Source organism: Pseudomonas parakoreensis, from assembly GCF_021602155.1.
In the GTDB taxonomy this organism is placed as follows: Bacteria; Pseudomonadota; Gammaproteobacteria; order Pseudomonadales; family Pseudomonadaceae; genus Aquipseudomonas; species Aquipseudomonas parakoreensis.
Genome location: NZ_BQHY01000007.1, coordinates 244,028 through 267,987 on the forward strand (window position 1 = coordinate 244,028; position 23,960 = coordinate 267,987).

The following is a 23,960-nucleotide window of genomic DNA, read 5'->3' on the forward strand; positions in this document are numbered from 1 at the left end:
CTCCCGCCCCATCACCGACAATCGCCGCTTTGCCACGGCGCCGGAGCGGTGCCATCGTGTCACCGCGCCCGGTGGCCATCAGGAGACGAAATGACTGAGGAGCGCGTCGAGCTGTTGCTCGCCGAGGTACAGGATGAATTCGGCGTGATTCGCGTGCTGGAAGTGGCCGATTACCGCTTTCTGGAATTCGGCGATGCCATCGAGCAGAGCTGCGTGTTCACCGCCGATCCGAGCTGGCTCGAATACGACTACACCCGGGCGATGCTGATTGGCGCGTTGTGCCATGAACAACCGGAGAGCGCGCTGTTTCTTGGCCTCGGTGCCGGTACGCTGACCCAGGCCTGCCTCAAGTTCCTGCCGCTGGAAGATGTCGAAGCCATCGAACTGCGCCCGGACGTGCCGCGCCTGGCCATCGAATACCTGGGGCTGGATGACGATCCGCGTTTGTACATTCGGGTCGGCGATGCGCTGGAGTTGCTGCCGACGGCCGAGCCTGCGGATCTGATCTTTGTCGACCTGTACACCGATGTCGGCCCGGGTGTCGGGCATCTGGCCTGGAGTTTTCTCGGCGACTGTCAGAAGCGTTTGAATCCGGGCGGCTGGCTGGTGATCAACCAGTGGGCCACCGATGATGGCAAACCGCTGGGCGCCGCGTTGCTGCGTGGGCTCTACCACCGGCATTACTGGGAACTGCCGGTGAAGGAGGGCAATGTGATTCTGATTGTGCCGGCGGATCTCGATCAGGAGCTGGACATGCAGGCGCTGACCGCCCGCGCTGAAGCGCTGGCACCGCGATTGGGGTATTCGTTGCAGTCGTTGATCAAGGCCATTCGTCCGGCGACCTGAGTTGCCAGTGATGGCCCCATCGCTGGCAAGCCAGCTCCCACAGAGTTCGCGCCGCACGCGCGATGTGTGAACGGCTCGGTCACTGTGGGAGCTGGCTTGCCAGCGAAGGTGTTCTGATGTCACGACATCTTTCAGATCCCTTTGAAGATGCCTGGCCGCCGCTCCACCAGCGAGCTGATGCCTTCCTTGGCATCCTCGCTCCCCAGCAACTTCTTCACCAGTGCCGGCAATCCTTGTGCCGCCGCCGTCTCACCTTCATACCGTGCCTGGCGCGCCGACATCAGCGTCGCCTGCACCCCCAACGGTGCCTGCCGGGCAATCCGCTCGGCCAGTTCGATCGCGCGGGGCAGCAGGTCCTCACTGGCCATTACTTCCTGTACCAAACCCAGGCGCAATGCATCATGCGCATCGAACTCATCGCCGGTCAGCAGCCAGCGCATCGCGTTGCCCCAGCCGGCCACCTGATGAAAACGCAAGGTCGCGCCACCAAAAGGAAAAATCCCTCGCTGCACTTCCATTTGTGCGAAGCGGGTATTGCTCGCGCACAGGTTGATGTCAGCGGCCAGCATCAACTCGATACCGATGGTCAGGCAGTAGCCCTGCGCGGCGACAATTACCGGTTTGCTCACGCGCGGCCCGACGAAAACGCCCCACGGGTCGCAACCGCCGGTCGGAACCTGCCAGCCTTCGGCGAGGGCGGCGCTGGCATTGAGCAGATCCAGACCGGCGGTAAAGTGCTCGCCATGCCCGAACACCACGGCCACTCGCGCGTCACTGTCGGCCTCGAACTCGCCGTAGGCCAGGCTCAGGTCATTGAGCAGATCGAGGTCGAAGGCATTGCGTTTGGCGGCCCGGTCGAGGCCAATCAAGTGGACATGACCACGATGTTCGCGGCTGACGCGGCCGGGGCAGGGCTGATTCATGGGTAGATCCTCGGGCGGGAAGGGCGGGTGCAGCGACGGTATGCCGCACATCGATGAATCGTTTAAGCGTCATCACCCGCAAGGCCGGGCCTTTGCAAAATAGACCTTCGCACGATTATCCGCAAAACCCCGTTACACAGCGGTGACACAGCGATTCAGCTGATAAAAAAAGCTCCCTTTTTGGGCAAATTCCGGTATAGTGCGCGCCGGCCTTTAACCGGGCCGCGTTTAGGTAGCGCAATTCCCCGAAGCCAGCTTCGGCTGCACGTCCGCACTGCGGGCTCTTCCTTGACGATTCTTTTTCATTCATACGTTTTCGCAAATCCCCGCCGACAAAGCTGCCAGGGCGACTCTTGAGTCTCAACACGGCATGCGCAGCTTTGGAGCATGGGTCTTTGCGGATGCACTTAGAGGCAGACCCATGACCCAGGAAATCGGCGGCTTCGCCGCTCTTGAACTTCATCCCAATATTGTCGCTGCAGTAGTCGCTACCGGCTATGAAGAGCCTTCGGCCATTCAGCAGCAGTCGATCCCGATCATCCTCGCCGGTCACGATATGATTGGTCAGGCGCAAACCGGTACCGGTAAAACCGCTGCCTTTGCCCTGCCTATCCTGCACCGCATTGATCCGTCCAAGCGCGAGCCGCAAGCTCTGATCCTGGCCCCAACTCGTGAGTTGGCGCTACAAGTTGCAACCGCTTTCGAAACCTACGCCAAGCAAATGCCGGGCGTAACTGTTGTGGCTGTCTACGGCGGCGCGCCGATGGGCCCACAATTGAAAGCAATCCGTAATGGCGCACAGATCGTTGTCGCCACGCCGGGCCGTCTGTGCGACCACCTGCGTCGCGACGAAAAAGTCCTCGCTACCGTGAACCACCTGGTTCTGGACGAGGCGGACGAAATGCTCAAACTGGGCTTCATGGACGACCTGGAAGTGATCTTCAAGGCCATGCCGGAAACCCGTCAGACCGTATTGTTCTCGGCAACCTTGCCGCAGTCGATCCGTGCCATCGCCGAGCGCCACCTGCGCGATCCGAAGCACGTGAAGATCCAGAGCAAGACTCAGACCGTTACCGCGATCGAACAGGCTCACCTGTTGGTTCACGCTGACCAGAAGACCTCTGCTGTTCTCAGCTTGCTGGAAGTGGAAGACTTCGACGCGCTGATCATGTTCGTGCGCACCAAGCAAGCGACCCTGGATCTGGCCAGTGCCCTGGACGCCAAAGGCTACAAAGCCGCTGCGCTGAACGGTGACATCGCCCAGAACCAGCGTGAGCGCGTCATCGACTCGCTCAAGGATGGCCGTCTGGACATCGTTGTCGCGACCGACGTGGCTGCCCGTGGTCTGGACGTTCCGCGCATCACCCACGTGTTCAACGTGGACATGCCGTACGATCCGGAGTCCTACGTGCACCGTATCGGCCGTACCGGCCGTGCCGGTCGCGAAGGTCGTGCGCTGCTGCTGGTGACTCCACGTGAGCGCCGCATGCTGCAAGTGATCGAGCGTGTCACCGGCCAGAAGGTGGCCGAAGTGCGTCTGCCGGACGCTCAAGCTGTGCTCGATGCACGCATCAAGAAACTGACCAATAGCCTGTCGCCGCTGGTCGCCGATGCCGAATCGACTCACGGCGAGCTGCTCGATCGTCTGACCGCAGACATCGGTTGCACCCCGCGTGCACTGGCTGCAGCCCTGCTGCGCAAGGCAACCAACGGTCAAGCGCTGAACCTGGCAGCGATCGAGAAGGAACGTCCACTGGTGCCGAACAACGCACCGCGTGGCGACCGTCCTGAGCGTTCCGGTGATCGTCCTGATCGTGGCGACCGCGAGCGTCGCGCGCCAATGCCTCTGGGCGAAGGCCGTGCCCGTTGCCGTACCGCGCTGGGTGCGCGTGACGGTATCGCCGCCAAGAACCTGCTGGGCGCGATCCTCAACGAAGGTGGTCTGGCCCGCGAAGCGATCGGTCGCATTCAGGTGCGTGACAGCTTCAGCCTCGTCGAACTGCCGGAAGATGGTCTGGACAAACTCCTGACCAAGCTGAAGGACACTCGCGTCGCTGGCAAGCAGCTGAAACTGCGTCGCTACCGCGAAGATTGATCCGCCCTCGGGCTGATTGATCGAACATAAAAAATCCCCGACTGGTTCGGGGATTTTTTATGTCTGCTTTTTGCCCCGCCCCACAACCCTGTGGGAGCTGGCTTGCCAGCGATGACGTCAGCCGAAGCGATAGATATCCATACCCAGTGCACCCATCGTGAAGCCTTTATGCGCTACGCGGAACTCACCTCCCGCACCACGGGCAAAATACAACGGCAACAAATGCTCATCACTCGGATGGCTGCGCACCGCATTTGGCGCCTGCTGACGATAGTCGTGCAACGCCGCTTCGTCATTGGCCGCCAACTTGTCGATCATCCAGTCGCGGAAGTCCCGCGCCCACGGCTCGACGCTTTCCGGGCCGGCATGCCAGTCCAGCTCGCGCAGGTTGTGGGTGATGCTGCCGGAGCCGATCAGCAAAATACCCTGCTCGCGCAGACTCGCCAGTGCTTGTCCGACACGGGTTTGCAGCGCCGGGCCACCGCGACTCGGCAGCGACACCTGCACCACCGGAATATCCGCCTGCGGGTACATCAGTGACAGCGGCACCCAGACGCCGTGGTCGAACGGTCGTTGCGCATCGAGGCGAGCCGGCAGATGGGCAGCGTTGAGCAATTCGGCCACTTCGGTGGCCAGTTGCGGATTGCCCGGCGCCGGATATTGCACTTCAAACAGGGCGCGGGGAAAACCGCCGAAGTCGTGCCAGGTTTCGGGTTGCGAATGGCTGCTGACCCGCAATTCCTGGCTTTCCCAGTGGGCAGAGACAATCACGATGGCTTTCGGTTTAGGCAGTTCGGCCGCCAGGCGCGCGAGGGCCGGGCCGCTGGCGCCGGGTTCCAGGGCCAGCATTGGCGAGCCGTGGGAGATAAACAGGCTGGGAAACATGGAAAGGTTCCTGAGCGGTAAGATGGTGCCATCTTCAGTCAGATCATTGATCTAAATCTAATATAAGTTTTAACGCCTTTTGATCGAATTTTTTGAGGTGAAGCATGCAGCCTGAGTTTTGGCACAAGAAGTGGGAATCCAATCAGATCGGCTTTCACCTGCCTGAGGTGAATCCGTATCTGCAGCGTCTCTGGCCGCAGTTGAAGATCCCGGCCCAGGCGCGAGTGCTGGTGCCGCTGTGCGGCAAAAGCCTGGATCTGTTGTGGCTGGCCGGGCGCGGATATCAGGTGCTCGGGGTCGAGTTGTCGCAGAAGGCCATCGAGGACTTCTTCAGTGAGCATCAGGTAACGCCGCAGGTCAGCGACGAGGGGCCGTTCAAGGTCTATCGCGGCGATTCCATCGAGTTGTGGTGCGGTGATTTCTTCGCGCTGACTGCAGACGATGTAGCGGACTGCGCGGCGTTGTACGACCGGGCAGCGTTGATCGCCTTGCCGCCTGCGATGCGTGAACGCTATGCGACGCATCTGCAGCAAATCCTGCCGCCGGTTGTGCAAGGGTTGTTGATCACTCTGGATTATGATCAGGCGCAAATGTCCGGGCCACCGTTTGCGGTGAGCGATGATGAGGTGCGGCGCTTGCTGGCGGGTGCCTGGCAGGTGCGAATGCTGGAAGAGCAGGATGTGCTGGGGGAGAGCTGGAAGTTTTTGCAGGCGGGGGTGACGCGGTTGGAGGAGCGGGTTTACCGGGTTTCTGGTCGATAGGTTTGTATTGGCGGTGCGGGCCCCATCGCTGGCAAGCCAGCTCACACAGGGTTTTGTGGTGTTTTCTGGATTCGAGGACGAATCAGATCACTGTGGGAGCTGGCTTGCCAGCGATGGGGCCAGATCCGCAACACACAATCCCGAGCACAAAAAGGCCCGCATCGCTGCGGGCCTTTTCGGTTGTCACGCCAGATGGATCAACCGCGACGACGCAGCGCGTCGATACGCTCTTCCAGCGGCGGGTGGCTCATGAACATGCGGGCAAAGCCCTGTTTGATGCCACCGTTGATGCCGAAGGCGTTCAGGGTGTCCGGCATGTGTACCGGCAGGCCCTGTTCGGCGCGCAGGCGTTGCAGCGCGCCGATCATCGCGTTGGTGCCCGCCAGACGAGCGCCGGCTTCGTCGGCACGGAATTCGCGCTTGCGCGAGAACCACATGACGATAGCGCTGGCGAGGATGCCCAGGACCAGTTCGGCGAAGATGGTCGCCACGTAGTAGGCAATGCCCTGGCCTTCTTCGTTCTTGAAAATCACCTTGTCGACGAAGTTGCCGATGATCCGCGCAAAAAACATCACGAAGGTGTTCACCACGCCCTGGATCAGCGCCAGGGTGACCATGTCACCGTTGGCCACGTGACCGATTTCGTGGGCCAGAACGGCTTTCACTTCATCTGGCGAAAAACGCTCGAGCAGGCCCTGGCTGACTGCGACCAACGCGTCGTTCTTGTTCCAGCCGGTCGCAAAGGCGTTGGCCTCGTAGGCCGGAAAAATACCGACTTCGGGCATCTTGATCCCGGCTTCGCGGGACAGTTGCTCGACGGTTTGCAGCAGCCATTGTTCATGCCGGGTACGTGGCTGGCTGATGATCTGGGTGCCGGTGCTCATCTTGGCCATCCACTTTGAGATGAACAGCGAGAACAGCGAACCGGCGAAACCAAAGACCGCACAGAAAACCAGCAGCTGACTGAGGTTGAGATCAACCCCGTTGGCCGCCATGAACCCGTTGAAGCCGAACAGGCTCAGGGTGATGCTGGCTATCAGCACGACCGCCAGGTTAGTGGCCAAAAACAGCAGGATGCGCATCATGGTTGTAGAAATCTCCTCAAGCTAAAGATGTAGCGTACTGCGGGGTATATAAGGTGCGGCACGGGGTGATTCAACTGAGTGACTATTTCAAACTGTGTCCTACAGCGGATTCCGGGGCTGCAGGCCATTGCCCACGACCGAAACCGAAAGGGATGACAGCCAGCCGCCACCCGCCACCACTGCGCCAGAGGCAAGTGGACTATACGAATCGCAAGTGTAGAAGGCCCTGCGAGGCGAGTAGGGCAGAAGTGTTGCTGAATCAGACAGTGCGCAACGTTCGGGCCGTTGCGCACGGTCGACCGGTTACTGGCGGTAGGACTTGAGGAAGTTGCCGATACGTCCGATGGCCATCTCGAGGTCGTCGACGCGGGGCAGGGTCACCACGCGGAAGTGATCCGGCCACGGCCAGTTGAACGCCGTGCCTTGCACCACCAGCAACTTCTCGGAAAGCAGCAGGTCGAGGACGAATTTTTCGTCGTTGTGGATCGGGCAGACCTTCGGGTCGATCCGCGGGAATGCATACAGCGCGCCCATCGGCTTGACGCAGCTGACGCCCGGAATGTCGTTGAGCAACTCCCAGGTACGGTTGCGCTGCTCCAGCAGACGACCTTGCGGCAGCACCAGATCATTGATGCTCTGATAGCCGCCGAGGGCAGTCTGGATTGCGTGCTGACTCGGCACGTTGGCGCACAGGCGCATGTTGGCCAGCATGTCGATGCCTTCGATGTAGCTCTGGGCATTGTGTTTCGGCCCGGAGATGGCGATCCAGCCGGAGCGGAAACCCGCCACGCGGTAGGATTTCGACAGCCCGTTGAAGGTCAGGCACAGCAGGTCCGGTGCCAGCGAGGCGGTGCAGATGTGCACGGCATCGTCATAAAGAATCTTGTCGTAGATCTCGTCGGAGAACACCACCAGATTGTGCGCGCGGGCGATTTCCAGCATGCCCAGCAGTACTTCCTTCGAGTACACCGCACCGGTCGGGTTGTTCGGGTTGATGATCACCATGGCCTTGGTGTTCGGCGTGATCTTGGCCTTGATGTCGGCCAGATCAGGGAACCAGTCGGCACCCTCGTCGCACAGGTAATGCACGGCGTTACCGCCGGCCAGGCTCACGGCGGCGGTCCACAGCGGGTAGTCCGGGGCCGGTACCAGCACTTCGTCGCCGTTGTTGAGCAGCGCCTGCAGCGACATCACGATCAGCTCGGACACGCCGTTGCCCAGGTAGATGTCTTCGATGCCGACACCTTCGACATTCTTTTGCTGGTAGTACTGCATCACCGCTTTACGGGCGCTGAACAGGCCTTTGGAATCGCTGTAGCCCTGAGCGGTCGGCAGGTTGCGGATCACGTCCTGGAGAATTTCGTCCGGCGCTTCGAAACCAAACGGTGCCGGGTTGCCGATGTTCAGCTTGAGGATGCGCTGGCCTTCCTCCTCCAGACGTTTGGCGTGCTTGAGCACCGGTCCGCGAATGTCGTAGCAGACGTTGGCGAGCTTGTTCGATTTGCTGAACTGCATGGCGATGTGATCCCGAAAATGAACGATCCAGACGGCGGATGGCCAACCGTACTGGGATTCCTGCGTCTTCGCACAGGCGGAGTCTTGCGCGGTGGCGCCAATAATCCGTTTGAATGCGCCCGGTCTGGCTGCCAGACTGGCGTGTGACGAGGCGCAATCATACGTGCCACCCGATCCGTGGAAAAGGTACAGATCGGGCTTTTTCAGCCGTTGAGGTGTGATGATGGAAAAGTTGGAAAAAACCCTGGAAGAATGGCGTGCGATGCTCGACCCCGAGCAGTACAACGTGTGCCGGCTCAGTGCGACCGAACGGCCGTTCTCCGGCAAATACAACGCCACCAAAACCGACGGCATTTATCATTGCGTCTGCTGCAATGAGCCGCTGTTCGACTCCCAAACCAAATTCGATTCCGGCTGCGGCTGGCCGAGCTTCTACGCGCCGATCGGCGAAAGCGCCATGACCGAAATCCGCGATACCAGTCACGGCATGATCCGCACCGAGGTCAAATGCGCTCGCTGTGACGCGCATCTGGGCCACGTGTTTCCCGATGGTCCGCCACCGACCGGCCTGCGTTATTGCATCAACTCCGTGTGCCTGAACCTCGAGCCTCGCGATTGAACTGCTGGCTTGCCCGGCTGGTTTGATCCACCCCTGTAGGAGCTGCCGAAGGCTGCGATCTCTTGATTTTTTAAGATCAAAAGATCGCAGCCTTCGGCAGCTCCCACATGATGGCAACTCAATTAATTAAATTGCACACAATTTAATTGCTCGCTATGTTTGGCCTTTGCCGATAACCCGTGGAGCCGTCTCATGAGCGACAACCTGCTGAATATTCCTGTCACCACCATCAAGGGTGAGCAAAAGACCCTGGCCGATTTCGCCGGCAAGGCCGTTCTGGTGGTCAACACCGCCAGCAAATGCGGCTTCACCCCGCAATACAAAGGCCTGGAAGAGCTGTGGCAGACCTACAAGGATCAGGGCCTGGTGGTGCTGGGGTTTCCGTGTAATCAGTTCGGCAAGCAGGAGCCAGGTAACGAGGGGGCGATCAGCGAATTCTGTGAGCTGAATTACGGCGTGAGTTTCCCGTTGTTCAAGAAGATCGATGTCAACGGTTCTGATGCGCATCCACTGTTCGTGCAGTTGAAAAAACGCGCTCCGGGTCTGCTCGGCTCCGAGGGCATCAAGTGGAATTTCACCAAGTTCCTGATCGGCAAGGATGGGCAACTGGTCAAGCGTTTTGCCCCGACCACCAAGCCGCAGGACATCAGCGGCGAGATCGAAGCCCTGCTCAAATGAACAGCCTGCCCGACGATTCGCTGAAGCTCGACAGTCAGTTGTGCTTCAAGTTGTATGCCGCGTCCCGGGCGGTGATTCGCGCTTACAAGCCGATGCTCGATCAGCTCGGCCTGACGTACCCGCAGTACCTGGTGATGCTGGTGCTGTGGGAGTGGCAGGACAGAGCGCCGGAGCAACCGACGGTCAAGGCCTTGGGCGAGCGTCTGGCGCTGGACTCCGGCACTCTGACGCCGTTGCTCAAGCGGCTTGAGCAATTGCAGTGGGTGCAGCGCCAGCGTTCTGCGCGCGATGAGCGTGAAGTGCATCTAAGCCTGACCACCCAGGGTCAGGCGTTGCGCGAGCAGGTCGGGCCGCTCAAGGCCCGATTGTTGTGCGACAGCGGCGTGGATCTTGAACGGCTCAACGATTTGCGTAACGGTCTCGATCACTTGCTGGGGCAGATCAAAGCGCTGACGTAGTCGGAATCCACTGATCGAGCAGGGTCGCCAGCTCTTCGCGGCGGAACGGCTTGGCCAGGTAATCGCTCATGCCGGCGGCACGGCAGCGTTCGCGCTCTTCCGACATGGCGTTGGCGGTCAGCGCGACGATCGGCAGATGCGGCCAGCGCCCGCTCTGGCGAATCTGCCGGCTCGCTTCGTAGCCGTCCATCACCGGCATGTTGCAGTCCATCAGCACCAGGTCGAACTCATCGTGTTCCAGTTGATCCAGCGCTTCGGCGCCGTGGGCGGCGACCACCACGTCGCACCCGAGCTTGCCGAGCATGCCTTTGGCCACCAACTGGTTGACCGGATTGTCCTCCACCAGCAGCACGCGTCCGCGGCGTTGAACCGGCTGGCTTTCGTGCTGCGTATCGTTGTTCGTGGTGATGTCTGCCAGGAGAATGCGCCGCAGGATCTGATACAGCGCGTTGCGTGCCAGTGGTCGGGCCTGTTGCTGCAATGGCGCCAGCGCTGCGGCCTCTTCGCTGGGCATGAAGCTGCCATAAGCGGTCACCACCAGGATCGGCGCGCTAAGGGTCGGGCGCAGACTGAACAGGCATTCCGGGCAATCGGTGATCAGCAGATCGGGTGACAGGCCCAGCAACGGGTCGTCCATGGTGCGCTGTTCGTAAGTCACGCCCCACACCGGCAACAGCATCTTGAGCAGTTCGGCGAGGCCGCTGCTGGCCGCGGTGATCGCCAATACCTTGCCGTGCAGCGGTGGCGGCATGATCGCCCGGGTATGGCACGGCAGCGGCAGGTCGGCACAGAACTGACTGCCGAAACCGGCCTCGGAACTGATGGTCAGCCGACCCTGCATGGCTTCACAGAGGTTGTAGGTCAGCGCGAGGCCGAGACCGGTGCCGCCGTACTGCCGGGTGATACCGGCGCCCGCCTGGGTGAACGGCTGGAAGATTTTCACCTGGGCCTCCTGGGCGATGCCGATACCGGTGTCGCAGACTTCAATGCGCACCCCGTCGCCATGGGCCGACAGGCGCACATCAACCCGACCGAAGCGGGTGAACTTCAGGGCATTGGACAACAGGTTGCTGACGATCTGCCGCACCCGGGTCGGGTCTCCCAGCACCAGAGCGGGGAAGTGCGGATCGATCAGGCAGGTCAGTTCGACGCTCGGCGCTGCGTTCTGCGACAGCAGGTTGGCGGTATCCTCGATCAGCGAGCCGAGGTCGAACGGGATGTGCTCGAGCTCCAGTTGTCCGGCATCGAACTTGGACAGGTCGAGAATATCGTTGAGCAGCTCCACCAGCACCTTGCCCGAGTCATGGGCAATTGACAGCTGTTGCTGTTGTTCGGCATTCAGCGGGCCGTCAAGGGACAGGGCGATCATGCCCAGCAGACCGTTGAGCGGGGTGCGGATCTCGTGACTCATGTTGGCAAGGAACGCCGAGCGTGCTTCGGCCATGTCCAGTGCGGTGCTGCGGGCGATCTCCAGTTCTTCGTTGGACTGGCTGAGCCGGGTGTTGATCGCCTTGAGCTCGGCGGTGCGGGCCGAAACGATGTGCTCCAGCTGCCCGAGGTAGTCGGTCAGGCGGTTTTCGGCGTTGCGGCGCTGCTGGATTTCCGTGGCGATGTTTTCGAACTGCTGGTTGGCGACTTTGACCAGCACGCCGATCTCGTCATTGGCGTGTCCGGCCGGGCATTCCAGCGTTGTCGGTTCTGCACTGCGTGCGTCGCGCGCACTGAGTTCACGAATCAGCCGTACCAGTGGCTTGGTCAGCATCACGTAGAACAACGCCAGCAGGATTCCGGTGAGGATCAGGCTGCGGGCAAATCCGTTGAGCAGAGTGACTTCGGCGCGGCGCAGGAAACGGCTGCCGAACGCGTACGTGTCGACTTCAAGGCTGAGGATGCCCAATGATTCGTCAGGCAGGTGGTCGAGGTACAGACGGTCTTCGAACTGGCGTTTGGCGCCGAACAGGAAGTCGCTGATCACTCGATAGCCGCTTTGCAGCTCCGGGCGTTTGACGTTGGCCAGCACGTTGCCATTGTTGTCCGTCAGTTGCGCCGAGATGATCGCCGGCGAACGCAACAGCCCCAGGGTCAGTTCCTGCGCCAGTTCCGCGTCGATGTTGTAGGCGATCCGCGATGCCGGATTGTGGCTGATTTCCAGCAAAGACAGGATTTCACGGTTGATGGAGGCGTCTTCGCTGGCATAATCGATGCCGATTTGCAGCAGGCTGAGCAGCGTGCCCAGAATGAACCCGACCAGCACAGTGAATCTGGCTTGCTTGTAAGACAGCCGGTGGGTGAATTTGATATCCATGGGGTGTTGAACCACTTCCGTTTCCCTTCGCTGCTCAAGCATAGTCGATCATGTATGGATACCGAGGTTCCCGAATCGCCTTGTAACAAGGCCTGAGCGGGGATTGAGATCTGTCTGTCGTCGCTGTATCGACATCATCACTGTGAACGTGCCCGAGGAGAAGACGTGGATTCCCGATTGAATGCTTTTCTTGAACGCGCCGAGTCGGTTCTGGCGCGGATCGAACCCTTGCTGCCGGCGCCACGTCCGCTGATCGACTGGAATACTTGCCTGGCCGCGCGCTGGCAGCGAGACGGGCGTAGCGGATACTTGCTGCCGCTGGACGTCAGTCTCGACATGCGCCTGTCCGACCTGATCGGTGTTGACCGTCAACTGGAGCAACTGGGCCGCAACACCCAGCAGTTTCTCGACGGCATGCCGGCCAACCATGCGCTGCTCTGGGGTTCGCGCGGTACCGGTAAATCCTCGCTGGTGCGCGCGCTGCTGGCTGAACACGCCAAGGCCGGCCTGCGGTTGATCGAGATCGAACGCGATCATCTGGCCGACCTGCCGCGCGTGGTCGAGCAGATCGGCAAACTGCCACAGCGCTTCGTGCTGTTTTGCGATGACCTGTCGTTCGAATCCGGCGAAGGCGATTACCGCGTGCTGAAAAGTGTGCTCGACGGCTCGCTCGAGCAGGCCCCGGACAACGTTCTGCTGTACGCCACTTCCAACCGCCGCCATCTGGTGCCGGAGAAGGAAAGTGACAACGAAAACTGGAAGCGTGTCGACGGCGAGCTGCATCCGAGTGAGGCGGTGGAAGACAAGATCGCCCTGTCGGACCGTTTCGGTCTGTGGCTGTCGTTTTATCCGTTTACCCAGGAACACTTTCTCAATGTCGTCGAACACTGGATCGGCCAGTTGGCCGCCAAGGCTGGCCTGAGCTGGCAGCGCGACGAACAACTGGACATTCTCGCCGTGCGCTGGGCCACCGGGCGCGGCAATCGCAACGGCCGTTGCGCGTACCAATTCGCCCGTTACTGGGTGGGTCTGAAATTGCTGGAGCACAAGGCATGATTGATTTGCAACAAAGCGGCCAGGGCCTCGAAGGCTACGGCATGTTGGCCGCACAACTGGAATCGCTGCTGGCGGACGAGCGCGATTTCATCGCGAATGCCGCGCAGTTTTCGGCGTTTCTGTTCAACCAGCTCGATGACTTGAACTGGGCGGGTTTCTACCTCAATCGCAATGAAGAGCTGGTGCTCGGTCCGTTCCAGGGCCAGATCGCTTGCGTGCGCATTCCGTTCGGGCGCGGCGTGTGTGGCGCCGCGGCGGCCAGTCTGCAGACTCAGCGCGTCGAAGACGTGCATGCGTTCCCGGGCCATATCGCTTGCGACAGCGCTTCCAACAGCGAGTTGGTAGTGCCGCTGGTCAAGGACGGTCGGTTGATCGGCGTACTCGATCTCGACAGCCCGAAACTGGCGCGTTTTGGCACCGACGATCAGGCAGGTATCGAGCAATTGGCGGCGATCTTCCTGCGTCTGACCGACTGCTGATCAGGCACTCAGGCCAGCCTTGCGCAGCAGGCTGGCCGGATCCACCGCATCGATCTGGCGCGGATCGAGAAACCGCGCAGCGTATTGCATGTAAACCCCGTCATTGATGAACAGCGCGAACAGCTCGGCGTCGATGTGCGCCTCGCGGCACATGGTGGCCATGATCGCCAATGCCTCGCTCAGGGTTTTGGCTTTCTTGTACGGCCGATCCGCAGCCGTCAGCGCCTCGAAAATATCGGCAATCGCCATCATCCGTGCCGGCAGGCTCATGTCTTCGCGTTTCAGGCGCTTTGGATAGCCGCTGCCGTCCATTTTTTCGTGATGCCCGCCGGCGATTTCCGCGACGCTGTCCAGGTGCCCGGGGAAGGGCAGGTGGCTGAGCATCAGGATCGTCTGCACCATGTGGTGATTGATGATGTAGCGCTCTTCGCGGGTCAGGGTGCCCCGGGCAATGCTCAGGTTGTAGAGTTCGCCGCGATTGTATTTGTAACGCGGCACATCCAGTTTGAACCCCCACGGATTGTCTTCGGGAATCAGTTCACTCTCGGCGCGTTCGATCAGGTGTTCGGGCTTGTCCGCCAGCAGTGGCTCGCTGACTGGCAGCGTTGGCGCGGGCGTTTGCGCCTGACGGCGGTTTTCCTCCCATGACACCCCCAGGCGATCATCGAGGGTGCGCATCCAGCGCCGCTCGGCGATGCGCTCAAGGCGCTGCAGATCGGCGGGTGCCATGGCCTCGCCGCCCAGATTGCAGCGGGCAACAAAGGCAAAGTCATCGTCCAGTTGCGTCAGCGCGGCGTCACGCTGTTCGCTCAGTTGCGCCGCGTTGCCGCCGAGCGCCAGCGCCTGCCAATAACTGACCCAGGCATCGCGCTTGAGCACTTCGAAACGGGTGCGAATTTCGTGGATGCGATCGTTGAGGGTTTCCAGTTTGGTCGCCTTGTCGACGACGTATTCGGGTGTGGTGACCTTGCCGCAATCGTGCAGCCAGGCCGCGATGTGCAGGGCTTCCCACTCGTCTTCGTTGGGCTGATAACGCTGAAATGCCGGTGCCTGGCTGGCGGCAGCGGCTTGCGCAAGCATCAAGGTCAATTCCGGCACACGCTGGCAGTGGCCGCCGGTGTAGGGGCTCTTGGCGTCGATGGCGCCGGCCAGTAACTGGATGAACGCATCGAGCAACTGCTTCTGTTTCGCTTGCAGACGCTGACTTTCAATACTCACCGCCGCCGCACCGGACACTGCTTGCAGGAAGGCAATGCGGTCCGGGCGCAGTTTTTCCAGATCCTGAGCGTTGCCGCTGTCGTTGATCAGCAGAATCAACAAGCCAATGGTCTCGTTGTGGCGGTTACGCAGGCGGATACCGATCAGGTGGATGCGCGGCGACTGCATGGCCAACAGGACGTTCTGCAAGTCTGCGGCCTGCTCGAAGCCGAGGCTGCTGACCACGTTGTCGGCGTGGATCAGTTGCTGAAACCACGCCGGGCCCTGATCTGCCAGCAGGTCCTGGCCGAGCACGTTGAACCCGGCCGGCTCCTGCGAAACACCGTCGATCACCAGTCCATAGGGTTCCATGCGGTTGCCGTCGCTTTCGCGCAGATAGATCAACCCTGCCTGGGCCTGGGCGATCTGCACCGTTTCGAACAGCACCCGTTGCAGCAGCGGGGCGAAGCGGGTTTCGGCGCTGAGGCTGTCGGTGATGCGGAAGAAGCTGGCGAGTGTGTCTTTCATGCGCGCCATCGACAGGCTCAACTGGTCGACCTCCAGCACCGGCGAGCGGCGAGTGACCGGAAAATTGAAATCGAAACTGCGGATCGCGTCGGCTTCCTTGACCAGCGCGTGCAACGGTTTGACCAGAATCCGCGAGATCAGCCAGCCCAGCGGCAGGCACAGCAGCAAGATCGCGAGGGTGATCAGCGCGCCTTGCCAGCGCATGCGGTAGGCGTCGGCCAGCAGTTCGTCCTCCGGCACCAGCAGGGCCATCTGCAAACCGTTCGGCCCACCTTCCTCCAGGTTGCTGCGGGCGACGATCCAGTGGCGCCCATTGACGTCGAGCCGTTTGCCCTGATGGGGCGTGGACAGCAACGCGTGCAGGTTCGGGCTCAGGTCGGCGGCCTTGGCCAGGCGCGCGCTGCGGTCATCGACAATCAGCCGGCGGCTATCGGGATAGGCCACCGCATTGCCATCGGCATCGAACAACACGATTTCGGTGGAGGGGGTGACGACGTGCTTGAGCAAGGTGGCGGAAAGTGCTTCAAGGGTCAGGTCGGCACCGATGACGGAGTCTGCGCTGCTGCGACGGGCGAGCGTGGTGCCCACATTGTGCGTGGAGAAAAATACATAGGGCTCGGTGGTGATCTGGTCACCCTGTTGCAGGGCGTTGATGTACCAGTTGCGGGTACGCGGGTCGTAGCGGTCGTCGGAATTGACGTCGCGCCCCACCGGCGCCAGTGTCTGATCGAAGAACAGTGACTGCGACGATACGGTGCCGCTGGCGTCGTGCTCGATGCTCCAGACCTGATAGACCGCGGTCGGCGGCGCCTTGAGCAGGGTTTTAAGGGCGTTGGTACGCAAGGGTCGAACCATGAAGAAGTCGCCGTTGCCGTACCCCAGATACAGCGACGCGAGATCGCTGTTGTCCTTGAGTGACTGACTGAACGGCTTGAGTAGCGCCAGACGCTGTTGCAGGCGCGAAGCGCCGGCCGCCTGATTGTCGGCCAGCAGGCTCAGCAGGTGCCGGATCGGTTCGTAAGTTGAATGCAGGTCCAGGCGCACGTCCTGTTCGATGCGATTGAACAGGTTTTCACTGCTCGACAGGATGATCCGGGTGGTCTGGCGATAATTGAACAACCCCAGCACAACGCCTGTCAGCAACAGCAGGAAGGTGAACATGACGCTGATGTGCACGTGCAACGGGAATCGGCGTTGATCCGGGCGCAGTGGTCTGGGCATTGCTGACTCTCCATTGAAGTAAACACACTGCTCAGCGTCCAAGCATAGTTAAGGCTCGCCCAGTGTGCCTTCTTCCAAAGGTTCCAGTTGTCGCTGCAATGCCTGCTCCAGTTCGACAATCGCTGCGTCGGTGGCCTCGGTGCAGCGCACGATGGTCGCCAGCGAGGTTGTCTGCAGGCAGGCTTGTTCCAGCGCATCGCAACAGGCAATCAGGCGCGAGGCCTGGGCGATCCGGGCGGCACCCTTGATCTTGTGTGCCACGACCGCCAAGGCTTCACGGTCATTGTGCGGGGCCAGGGCCAGAAGCTCCTCGCGATCCAGGCGGCTACTCTTGAGCAACTGTGTAAGCAGGCGCCGGGCTTGCAGCGGATTGCCACCGGTCAACTGATTCAGGCCCTGAAAATTGAACGCCGGTTCAGGCGCTGCCGGTCGCAACCCGTTGACCCAATGGTTCAGGGCGCTGAGGCTCAAGGGCTTGAACAGGCAGTCATTCATGCCAGCCTGTTTGCAGCGTTGCACCTCTTCGGGCTGAGCGTTGGCCGTGAAGCCCAGCACCGTACAAGGCGTGCGGCCAGTGCGCCGTTCCTGTTGGCGGATGGCCTCGGTCAGTTCATAGCCGTTCATCACTGGCATGTTGCAGTCGGCGATGACCAGGTCGAATTCGCCGGTCTGCCAGATTGCAAATGCGTTTCGCCCCTCTTCGGCAACACTGAAACGATGACCGAGGAATTCCAGCTGCTGGCACAGCAGCAGGCGATTGGCCGGATGGTCATCAACCACCAGAATGTTCAGCGGTGTCGCAGAGGGGGCGATTGGCTGCGCGGTTTTCGCTGCGGTGGCCTTGCACGGCAGCGTCTGCAACGGCAATGACAGGCAGACCTGGGTGCCGATCCCGGGCTGACTGCTCAGCTGCAGTTGACCGCCCATCATTTCACAGAGGTTACGGCTGATGACCAGCCCCAGTCCCGCACCACTTCGAGCCTGTTGCCGACCGCTGTCGGCCTGGGAAAACGGTTCGAACAGGCGTTGTTGATCTTCGGTGCTGATCCCGACTCCAGTGTCGTGAATGGTCAGTTGGATCAGGGAATACAGGCCCGCGTCATTGGGGCGTACGTCCAGCGCGATGCGCACCTGCCCGCGCTCGGTGAATTTGATGGCGTTGCTGATCAGGTTCGACAGGACTTGCTTGAAGCGCAACGGATCCAGCTCCACGTCGACGGCGAGTCCGGGAGGATTGACCGTCAGGGGCAAGGCGAGGTTTTTCTGACGGGCCAGGCCGTCGAAAATTCTGACCACTGACGCCACGGTTTCGACCAGATTGACCCGCTCGGGGCTCAGACTCAGGTGCCCGGACTCGATTCGTGCGATATCGAGGATGTCGCCGATCAGGCCCAGCAGATCCTTGGCCGAACAGTAAGCGGTTTCGATGGATGAGCGATCCGGTGCCTGATCGCTCATGCGCTCGAGCGTCAGTTCGAGCATGCCGATGATGGCATTCATCGGCGTACGGATTTCGTGACTCATGGTCGCCAGAAAGGTACTTTTGGCGCGATTGGCGTTGTCCGCCTGCTCCTTGGCCGTGCGCAGCTCATCGAACAATTGGCGACGTTCACTGATGTCGATCCAGCCACCGATGATCCCTTGTACTTCGCCGCTGGAGTCGCGGTACGGCAGGATCCAGTGATAGATCGTCAGGCGCCGGCCACCGATGTGCAGCGGACGGTCGAGCAGCAGCGGCGTACCTTCGGCCACCACCCGTTGGTAATCCGCCTGGAAGGCCTGGGCTTCGAAGGCATTGCTCAGGGTGCCCTGCATGACACTCTTGCCGATCACGTCTTCGCGTTTGGCGTTGAAGGCTTCGAGATAGCTGTCGTTGCAGCTTTGCAGCAGACCCCGGCGGTCACGCACGTAGATCGGGTGAGGGGTACCGTTGACCAGCGAGCGCATGAATTCGAACTGATCGTTGAGCGCGCGCTCGGCGGCCTGACGTTGCTTGATCTGGCGGCGCATGTAGGCGTTCCAGAGCAGTGACAGCAACAGCAACAGGCATGCCGCCCCGATCAGTTGGTAAAACAGGCGCTGGTATTGATGCCAGTTGCTTTGCGCGGCATTGGAGAAACCGCGCCAGCGGCTGTTGATGACGCCCAGTTCTTCGGGGCTGATGCTCAGCAGCGCTTTGTCGAGGATCGAGCTCAGCTCGCGGTTGTCACGCGCCGTGGCCAGCGAGAAGGCGGCCTGGCGAGTGCCCAGGGTCGTGGTGATCTGCAACTGATGTTCGAAGATCCGCGACGAGATCAGGTAATTGGCGATGACCAATGAGGTGACCGCGCCATCGACCCTGCCTTCAGCGAGCAATGTCGCGGCGCCGAAGGTGTCCGAGGTTTCGGTCAGACGGATATCGGGAAACTCGCGGCGCAGGTAATCGGTCATGGGGCTGCCTTGGGCAATCGCCAGGTATTTGCCCCTCAGCTGAGCCGGATGTGTCGGGCTGTCGGGGGATTTTCGGGTCAGCAGGACAAAGGAGTTTTCCAGATAAGGGCGACTGAATTGCAGGGTTTTTTCCCGCTGGGGGCTGGGAAGCAGCGCCGCGATCAGATCGGCCCGATGCTGATTGATCTGTTCCACCATGTCGCCGTCGCTGCGGCTGCGCACCAGTTCGAAGCGCATGCCGGTGCGCAATCGCAGCAGCTCAAGCAGGTCTGCGGTAATGCCGCGCAGATTGCCATCACTGTCGAAGAACGTCAGCGGGGCGAACGCTTCGTTCACCACCACACGCAGCACCGGATGCTGTTTGAGCCACTGCTCTTCATGATGGGTCAATTGCAGCTTCTGGTCGGTCAGCAGAATGTCGCTGCCGGCGCTCCAGCGCTTGGCGATGCTGTCCCGTTCACTGGTCGGTATGGCTTGTAGCACGGCGTTGATGATGGCCAGCAGTTGAGGGTTTTCGGCGTGTACGGCAAAACTGAAACCGTGGGCTTCCTGTTTGCCGAAATTGGCCATGCGGATGTTGTTGAGATAGCCCTTGTTGATCATGTAGTGGGTGGAAATGGTATCGCCCAGAAACACGTCGGCCTGATCAAACGCCACCGCGTTGATTGCGTTTTGATAGGACGGATAGGAGGTCAGGATGGCTTTCGGATACAGCGCCCGGACCTCGTCCTGGGGCAGATAGTGATAGACCATGCTCAGGCGCAGACCGGCCAGGCCCTGGGTGAGCGTGCGGGTTTCGTCCTCACGGGTGACCAGTACCGGCTGATCGATGGCGTAGGGCGTTGAAAGCAGGATATCCGCGTCACTGGCTTCGAAACCGTTGGCGGTACCGAGCATGTCGACCTGACCGGCTTTCAATGCGCGCAAGGCGGCTTCCCGTGAGGCAAAGCGCTGAACCCGCACTGGCAGTCCGCTGGCCTGTTCGAGGAGGCCGGCGTAATCAGCGGTAAATCCTTCGTAATCGCGACCGCTGGCCGTCATGTCGAACGGCGGATAATCCGGTGCGGAAGTGCCCAGTACCAGTTCGCTGCGAGTCTGCAGCCATTGTCGCTGCGCAGGCTCCAGTGTCACGGACAGTGCTTCATGACCCGAACGGCTGCGCAGCACATACTCTTGCGCCGTGATGAGGTCGGCATGGCTCTGAGTCGTCAGGCACAGGCTCGCGCACCAGAGGGCAAGATAGATCTTTAAACGACTGGGCATTCGGGCTCTCACACTAGTGCGTTGCGTTTGGCCATCTCGATAAGTTCCACCAGAGACCTGGCTTTCAGTTTCTGCATCAGGCGTTTTTTATAGGTGCTGACAGTCTTGTTGCTGAGAAACATGCCTTTGGCAATTTCCTTGTTGGTGCGCCCTTGGGCAAATAACTGCAGAACCATGAGTTCCCGGTCATTGACGGACTTGAATAACTCCAGTTCGGCATAACGCACATCATCGCTGCGCACCGGATTCAATGCCTGGCTGGGGAAATAGTTGTAACCGGAAAGTACCGCCTTGATGGCACTGACCAGTTCGCTCAAGTCTTCTTCCTTGCACACATAACCGGATGCACCGGACTGCATGCAGCGAATGCCGAACAGGGTCGGGCATTGTGCGGTCAGCACCAGGGTCTTGAGCGGGGTCCCCATGGCGTTGAAACGGGCGAGGACTTCCAGGCCGTCGAGTTTGGGAATGCTGATATCAAGGATGATCAGGTCGGGCATGCATTCGCGGACCATCTGCATGGCATCGACCCCGTTATCGGTTTCGCCGACGACCTTGTAACCTTCATGCTCGAGCAGCATCCGAACGGCAAGCCGGATGACGGGGTGATCATCGACAATAAAAACGGAGTTCATAATCAAATCCCATACGTGCGCGAATAAAGCGCGCACCTTAGCTCAGATAAATGAGCGGCCGCATGAACTCCCACGGCTTTAGCAGCGATATAGGATAAGTCCTACACGCTAAAGGGAAATCGACTACGATCAAACTCAGTGTCGCGTAAGGAAGTGTTTAGGATATTTGTTTATCTGAATGTCTTAAGTTGCTTGTAGAGTATTGAAGAAGCAGAGTTTGTCCGGTTTTTTTGAGTGTTAAACAAATGACACTTGGAAGTCACAAATATTGCGAACCGTAACACCGGTTCAATGGACCACGCGCTCAACCGGGCAGTCATGGCGACCCGGTGAGCGCAGTGTTCTGTCAGTGGCTGGAACGTCCGGTCATTTCCAGCGCCATGTCGCTGGCGTAGCTGTCGGTCATCCCGGCGATGAAGTCGATCATGCGCAGAAACGAAGTGTGCAACGGGCCATGGGGATCCGGCGCATTGTTGCCCAGCAGATCGAGGATGCGTCGGCTTTTGAACGACGGCGTGCGTCCGCCATGTTGCTCCAGCGCGGCGCCGCAGAACGCGTTGAGGAGGATTTCCAGGGTGGTGTAGGCGCCGATTTCATGCAGCGTCTTGCGCTTGTCCTGAAAAATCTTCTTGCGCGCAATGTCCTTGGCGTTCAGCACGCAGCGTTTGGCCGGGCCGTGCATGTGTTCCACCAGGTCGCCGTGCAGAGTGCCTGCCAGCAATGCGTCCTGTTGTTCGACGAACGCCCTGGCGGCGGCGTTGGTCAAGTGCTCGATGGCCTTGCCGCGCAGGATCGCCAGTTTGCGTCGACGCGAATCCTGCGGGCCGAGCTGGCGATAGGTTTCCGGCAGATCGTCTCCCACCAGGCCGAGCAGCAGCGATTCAACCTCCGCGTACTCCAGCAGTTCCATTTCCAGGCCGTCTTCGAGGTCGATCAGTGCATAACAGATGTCGTCAGCCGCTTCCATCAGGTACACCAGCGGATGCCGCGCCCAGCGTTGGTCTTCCAGTTGTGGCAGGCCGAGCTTGTGGGCGATCTGCTCCAGCAGTGGCAGTTCGCTCTGATAGCAGCCGAACTTGTGTTTCTTGTAGCCCAGCGAGTCGGCGTGACGTGCGGTCCACGGATACTTCAGATACGTGCCGAGGGTGGCGTAAGTGAGGCGGGTGCCACCGTCGAACTGGTGATACTCAAGCTGAGTCAGCACCCGAAAGCCCTGCGCGTTGCCTTCGAAATTGAGGAAGTCACCGCGCTCCGCTTCGCTCATGCCGTCCAGCCAGCCGCGCCCGGCGGCTTGCTGGAACCAGTGACGAATGGCGTCTTCACCGGAGTGGCCGAATGGCGGGTTGCCGATGTCATGGGCCAGGCAGGCCGATTGCACGACCATGCCCAGATCGCTCGGGTCGCACCAGTCGGGCAGGGCGCTGCGCAAGGTTTCGCCGACGCGCATGCCCAGCGAGCGGCCGACGCAGCTGACTTCCAGCGAGTGGGTCAGACGGGTGTGGATATGGTCGTTACTCGATACCGGATGCACCTGGGTCTTGCGCCCCAGACGGCGGAAGGCGCCGGAGAAGATGATGCGGTCGTGGTCTTTGTGGAACGGGCTGCGGCCCAGCTCTTGCGGGCTGTGCAGCGGTTTTCCAAGGCGTTCGCGGTTGAGCAGGGTCTGCCAATCCAAGGCTGGTTCTCTCCGTCGGTGACTGGGATGACTGTTGCCCTAGCTTCCCGGTTCAGGCTCGCACCTGCAAGCGGAACTACAGGCCCGCGGCATCGATATCGATCAGCAGCAGGCGCTCGCCGTTATCGAAGAACTGCCCGGCGGTCAGGCAATACTGGTTACTCGTGGCGTCGCGGTAGGTGCTGGACAGCGTCAGGCGACGTTCTTCCCAGCCTTCGGCGAGCAAGTGATAGAAGTACGGACGCCATGACCAGTTATGGCCCAGGTAGCGGTTATCGGCGACCCAGCCGGTGTTGCGCCATTCAAGGTTGGGCGTGAGTTGGGTGCCATGCCGGTCGCATTGGTAGAACCGCAGCAACCACGGAAAGGCTTCCAGTTGCGGCAGCGCACTGAGCGGTGCGTGGGCCTGAGCCCAGGCCTGGAGAATCGCCATCAGTTCGCTGAGTTGTTGGCGCATTTGCATCAGGCGTCCGCGTTCGGCCAGTTTCTGCCGCACGTAACGCTGGCGCAATTCAGCGAAGCGCTGCACGAAGGCATCCGTTGGATAGAGCGCCTCCTGCGCCCGGGCGAACAGGAAACCCTGAACGTAGCGCGAACCGCATTCCAGGGCGAAATTGAGCTGGGCCTCGGTTTCCACACCTTCGGCAATGATCCAGCAGCCGGTCTTCTCGGCCATCTGCGCCAGTGCCTTGACCACATCACTGCTCGGCCCGCCGAGTGCGGCAGCCTGGAACAGGCGCATGTCGAGTTTGAGGATGTCCGGCTGCAAGGCCAGCACCCGATCGAGCTGCGAATAACCGGCGCCGAAATCATCAATCGCAATCCGCGCTCCCGCGTCGCGATAACGCGCCACCACTTCGGCCAGACGCTGACTGTTGCCGCCCAGCTCAGTGATCTCGAACACGATGCGTTGCGGGTCGACGTCGTGTCGCAACATTTGCTTGAGGCTGGGCAGCGGCTGTTCGGCGCGCAGGCGACTGATCCAGCGTGGCGACATGTTCAGGCTGAGAAACCACTCCGAGGGGGCTTCATGCAGTCGGCTCAGGGCGTTGTCGCGGATCTGTCGGTCGAGGCGGCGCAGGGCGATGGCGGGTGTGCGCGGGTCGGCGAACAATGGCCCGACCGAGACCAGTTGGCCATCGGACTGGCGCAGGCGACCCAATGCTTCGACGCCTGCAATGCGCCCAGTGGCGGTATCGATGAAAGGTTGAAAGCAGGCGAGCGGTTGCCCGTCGATCACGGGGCCTCCTTAGTCGTTCTTGTTCTGGGTGAACCCCGCCGACCGGGTAGGCGCGCGGGATTGAAC

Annotated in this window: 18 protein-coding genes; 8 read left to right on the plus strand and 10 right to left on the minus strand. The window is 60.6% G+C overall.

What is annotated here, in order from left to right; genetic code table 11:
• The first annotated feature begins 90 nt into the window (after positions 1-90).
• Positions 91-846, plus strand: a complete 756-nt coding sequence (locus tag L6D63_RS13355) for a spermidine synthase (protein ID WP_095668663.1) — start codon at positions 91-93, stop codon at positions 844-846.
• Between the two features lie 131 nt (positions 847-977).
• Here L6D63_RS13355 and L6D63_RS13360 read toward each other — a convergent pair whose 3' ends face one another.
• Positions 978-1,769, minus strand: coding sequence for a crotonase/enoyl-CoA hydratase family protein (locus L6D63_RS13360; RefSeq protein ID WP_108183400.1), 792 nt, complete (start codon positions 1,767-1,769; stop codon positions 978-980).
• A 421-nt stretch (positions 1,770-2,190) separates the two neighbouring features.
• Between L6D63_RS13360 and L6D63_RS13365 the strand changes: the two genes are divergently transcribed.
• On the plus strand, positions 2,191-3,864 hold the full coding sequence (locus L6D63_RS13365) for a DEAD/DEAH box helicase (protein WP_007964821.1): 1,674 nt from the start codon (positions 2,191-2,193) through the stop codon (positions 3,862-3,864).
• 117 nt (positions 3,865-3,981) lie between these two features.
• Here the strand turns inward: L6D63_RS13365 and L6D63_RS13370 are convergent, their stop codons facing one another.
• Positions 3,982-4,749: a DODA-type extradiol aromatic ring-opening family dioxygenase gene (locus tag L6D63_RS13370; RefSeq protein WP_131671639.1), complete on the minus strand. Its 768-nt coding sequence runs from the start codon at positions 4,747-4,749 to the stop codon at positions 3,982-3,984.
• A gap of 104 nt (positions 4,750-4,853) precedes the next feature.
• Here L6D63_RS13370 and L6D63_RS13375 point away from each other — a divergent pair, with 104 nt between their 5' ends.
• Positions 4,854-5,510 carry a thiopurine S-methyltransferase gene (locus L6D63_RS13375; RefSeq protein ID WP_131671638.1) on the plus strand — a complete coding sequence of 219 codons (657 nt, stop codon included), beginning with the start codon at positions 4,854-4,856 and terminating at the stop codon, positions 5,508-5,510.
• Between the two features lie 197 nt (positions 5,511-5,707).
• Here the strand turns inward: L6D63_RS13375 and htpX are convergent, their stop codons facing one another.
• Complete coding sequence (gene htpX, locus L6D63_RS13380; RefSeq protein WP_041069582.1) at positions 5,708-6,595, minus strand: protease HtpX; 888 nt, start codon at positions 6,593-6,595, stop codon at positions 5,708-5,710.
• Between the two features lie 303 nt (positions 6,596-6,898).
• A complete protein-coding gene (locus L6D63_RS13385; RefSeq protein WP_003226761.1) occupies positions 6,899-8,110 on the minus strand; it encodes a pyridoxal phosphate-dependent aminotransferase in 1,212 nt (403 codons plus the stop codon).
• A gap of 223 nt (positions 8,111-8,333) precedes the next feature.
• Between L6D63_RS13385 and msrB the strand changes: the two genes are divergently transcribed.
• From msrB to L6D63_RS13400, 3 genes are all read left to right on the plus strand, one after another.
• Positions 8,334-8,729, plus strand: coding sequence for a peptide-methionine (R)-S-oxide reductase MsrB (gene msrB, locus L6D63_RS13390; RefSeq protein WP_041069831.1), 396 nt, complete (start codon positions 8,334-8,336; stop codon positions 8,727-8,729).
• Between the two features lie 192 nt (positions 8,730-8,921).
• Positions 8,922-9,407, plus strand: coding sequence for a glutathione peroxidase (locus tag L6D63_RS13395; protein ID WP_027613435.1), 486 nt, complete (start codon positions 8,922-8,924; stop codon positions 9,405-9,407).
• Positions 9,404-9,865: a MarR family winged helix-turn-helix transcriptional regulator gene (locus L6D63_RS13400; protein ID WP_095668667.1), complete on the plus strand. Its 462-nt coding sequence runs from the start codon at positions 9,404-9,406 to the stop codon at positions 9,863-9,865. Before L6D63_RS13395 ends, L6D63_RS13400 begins: the two co-directional genes overlap by 4 nt.
• Here L6D63_RS13400 and L6D63_RS13405 read toward each other — a convergent pair.
• Positions 9,849-12,170 carry a hybrid sensor histidine kinase/response regulator gene (locus L6D63_RS13405; protein WP_131671637.1) on the minus strand — a complete coding sequence of 774 codons (2,322 nt, stop codon included), beginning with the start codon at positions 12,168-12,170 and terminating at the stop codon, positions 9,849-9,851. The genes L6D63_RS13400 and L6D63_RS13405 overlap by 17 nt on opposite strands.
• Positions 12,171-12,335: 165 nt before the next feature.
• Here L6D63_RS13405 and L6D63_RS13410 point away from each other — a divergent pair, with 165 nt between their 5' ends.
• Positions 12,336-13,226: an ATP-binding protein gene (locus tag L6D63_RS13410; protein WP_047295439.1), complete on the plus strand. Its 891-nt coding sequence runs from the start codon at positions 12,336-12,338 to the stop codon at positions 13,224-13,226.
• Positions 13,223-13,705: a GAF domain-containing protein gene (locus L6D63_RS13415; protein WP_039770434.1), complete on the plus strand. Its 483-nt coding sequence runs from the start codon at positions 13,223-13,225 to the stop codon at positions 13,703-13,705. Before L6D63_RS13410 ends, L6D63_RS13415 begins: the two co-directional genes overlap by 4 nt.
• Here the strand turns inward: L6D63_RS13415 and L6D63_RS13420 are convergent, their stop codons facing one another.
• The 5 genes from L6D63_RS13420 to L6D63_RS13440 form a co-directional block, all read right to left on the minus strand.
• The gene (locus L6D63_RS13420) at positions 13,706-16,651 is read right to left on the minus strand and encodes an HD domain-containing phosphohydrolase (RefSeq protein WP_131671636.1); all 2,946 of its coding nucleotides are present in this window, start codon (positions 16,649-16,651) and stop codon (positions 13,706-13,708) included.
• A gap of 48 nt (positions 16,652-16,699) precedes the next feature.
• Positions 16,700-20,344 carry a transporter substrate-binding domain-containing protein gene (locus tag L6D63_RS13425; protein WP_121186494.1) on the minus strand — a complete coding sequence of 1,215 codons (3,645 nt, stop codon included), beginning with the start codon at positions 20,342-20,344 and terminating at the stop codon, positions 16,700-16,702.
• 8 nt (positions 20,345-20,352) lie between these two features.
• Positions 20,353-20,979 carry a response regulator transcription factor gene (locus tag L6D63_RS13430; protein ID WP_041069609.1) on the minus strand — a complete coding sequence of 209 codons (627 nt, stop codon included), beginning with the start codon at positions 20,977-20,979 and terminating at the stop codon, positions 20,353-20,355.
• Between the two features lie 346 nt (positions 20,980-21,325).
• Positions 21,326-22,654 (minus strand): deoxyguanosinetriphosphate triphosphohydrolase, encoded by a 1,329-nt coding sequence (locus L6D63_RS13435; protein ID WP_003226741.1) that lies wholly within the window; start codon positions 22,652-22,654, stop codon positions 21,326-21,328.
• Between the two features lie 76 nt (positions 22,655-22,730).
• Complete coding sequence (locus tag L6D63_RS13440) at positions 22,731-23,894, minus strand: EAL domain-containing protein (protein WP_131671635.1); 1,164 nt, start codon at positions 23,892-23,894, stop codon at positions 22,731-22,733.
• Between the last annotated feature and the right edge of the window lie 66 nt (positions 23,895-23,960).

Excerpts from the sequence above, each read along its gene's own strand:
- L6D63_RS13415 (WP_039770434.1), top strand. The coding sequence starts at position 13,223 with ATGATTGATTTGCAACAAAGCGGCCAGGGCCTCGAAGGCTACGGCATG.
- L6D63_RS13355 (WP_095668663.1), top strand. The coding sequence starts at position 91 with ATGACTGAGGAGCGCGTCGAGCTGTTGCTCGCCGAGGTACAGGATGAA.
- L6D63_RS13365 (WP_007964821.1), top strand. The coding sequence starts at position 2,191 with ATGACCCAGGAAATCGGCGGCTTCGCCGCTCTTGAACTTCATCCCAAT.
- L6D63_RS13420 (WP_131671636.1), bottom strand. The coding sequence starts at position 16,651 with ATGCCCAGACCACTGCGCCCGGATCAACGCCGATTCCCGTTGCACGTG.
- L6D63_RS13425 (WP_121186494.1), bottom strand. The coding sequence starts at position 20,344 with ATGCCCAGTCGTTTAAAGATCTATCTTGCCCTCTGGTGCGCGAGCCTG.
- L6D63_RS13375 (WP_131671638.1), top strand. The coding sequence starts at position 4,854 with ATGCAGCCTGAGTTTTGGCACAAGAAGTGGGAATCCAATCAGATCGGC.
- msrB (WP_041069831.1), top strand. The coding sequence starts at position 8,334 with ATGGAAAAGTTGGAAAAAACCCTGGAAGAATGGCGTGCGATGCTCGAC.
- L6D63_RS13395 (WP_027613435.1), top strand. The coding sequence starts at position 8,922 with ATGAGCGACAACCTGCTGAATATTCCTGTCACCACCATCAAGGGTGAG.
- L6D63_RS13360 (WP_108183400.1), bottom strand. The coding sequence starts at position 1,769 with ATGAATCAGCCCTGCCCCGGCCGCGTCAGCCGCGAACATCGTGGTCAT.
- L6D63_RS13405 (WP_131671637.1), bottom strand. The coding sequence starts at position 12,170 with ATGGATATCAAATTCACCCACCGGCTGTCTTACAAGCAAGCCAGATTC.
- L6D63_RS13385 (WP_003226761.1), bottom strand. The coding sequence starts at position 8,110 with ATGCAGTTCAGCAAATCGAACAAGCTCGCCAACGTCTGCTACGACATT.
- L6D63_RS13430 (WP_041069609.1), bottom strand. The coding sequence starts at position 20,979 with ATGAACTCCGTTTTTATTGTCGATGATCACCCCGTCATCCGGCTTGCC.
- htpX (WP_041069582.1), bottom strand. The coding sequence starts at position 6,595 with ATGATGCGCATCCTGCTGTTTTTGGCCACTAACCTGGCGGTCGTGCTG.
- L6D63_RS13370 (WP_131671639.1), bottom strand. The coding sequence starts at position 4,749 with ATGTTTCCCAGCCTGTTTATCTCCCACGGCTCGCCAATGCTGGCCCTG.
- L6D63_RS13400 (WP_095668667.1), top strand. The coding sequence starts at position 9,404 with ATGAACAGCCTGCCCGACGATTCGCTGAAGCTCGACAGTCAGTTGTGC.